This is a genomic window from Pseudomonas sp. 32_A, from assembly GCF_017490905.1.
Taxonomy (GTDB): Bacteria; Pseudomonadota; Gammaproteobacteria; order Pseudomonadales; family Pseudomonadaceae; genus Aquipseudomonas; species Aquipseudomonas inefficax.
On record NZ_JAFGYI010000406.1, the window covers coordinates 1 to 429 of the forward strand.

The 429-nt window shown below is 62.2% G+C and carries 1 protein-coding gene; it reads right to left on the reverse strand.

Going from position 1 to position 429, the window contains the following annotated elements:
* Positions 1-353: ABC transporter ATP-binding protein (locus J5M58_RS27255; RefSeq protein WP_207880591.1), on the reverse strand; the 353-nt coding region annotated here is incomplete at its 3' end.
* Positions 354-429: the final 76 nt, after the last annotated feature.

Genomic DNA, 429 nt, shown 5'->3' on the forward strand with positions numbered 1-429 from the left:
TCCCTGACCCGCTTGTCGATCTCGTCTTTAGGGGTGCCCGCAATCTTGAGGGCGAAGCCCATGTTGTCGTGCACGCTCATATGCGGGTACAGGGCGTAGTTCTGGAAGACCATGGCGATGTCGCGGTCCTTGGGCTGGACATCGGTGACGTCCTTGTCCCCGATGAGAATGCGCCCGGAGTTGACGTCCTCCAGACCGGCGAGCATGCGCAGAGAAGTGGACTTGCCGCATCCGGAGGGGCCGACCAGGACGAGGAACTCGCCGTCGGAGATCGCGAGGTTCAGCGCGTCCACGCTCGGGCGGTCATTGCCCGGGTAGATGCGGGTGGCGTGATCGAAAGTCACCGTTGCCATGAGTGGTATCCCTTCACCGGCAGGTACGTGCCGGACGATCCGTTGTGAAAGGTGCCGAATGCGTGTCCGCATTGAC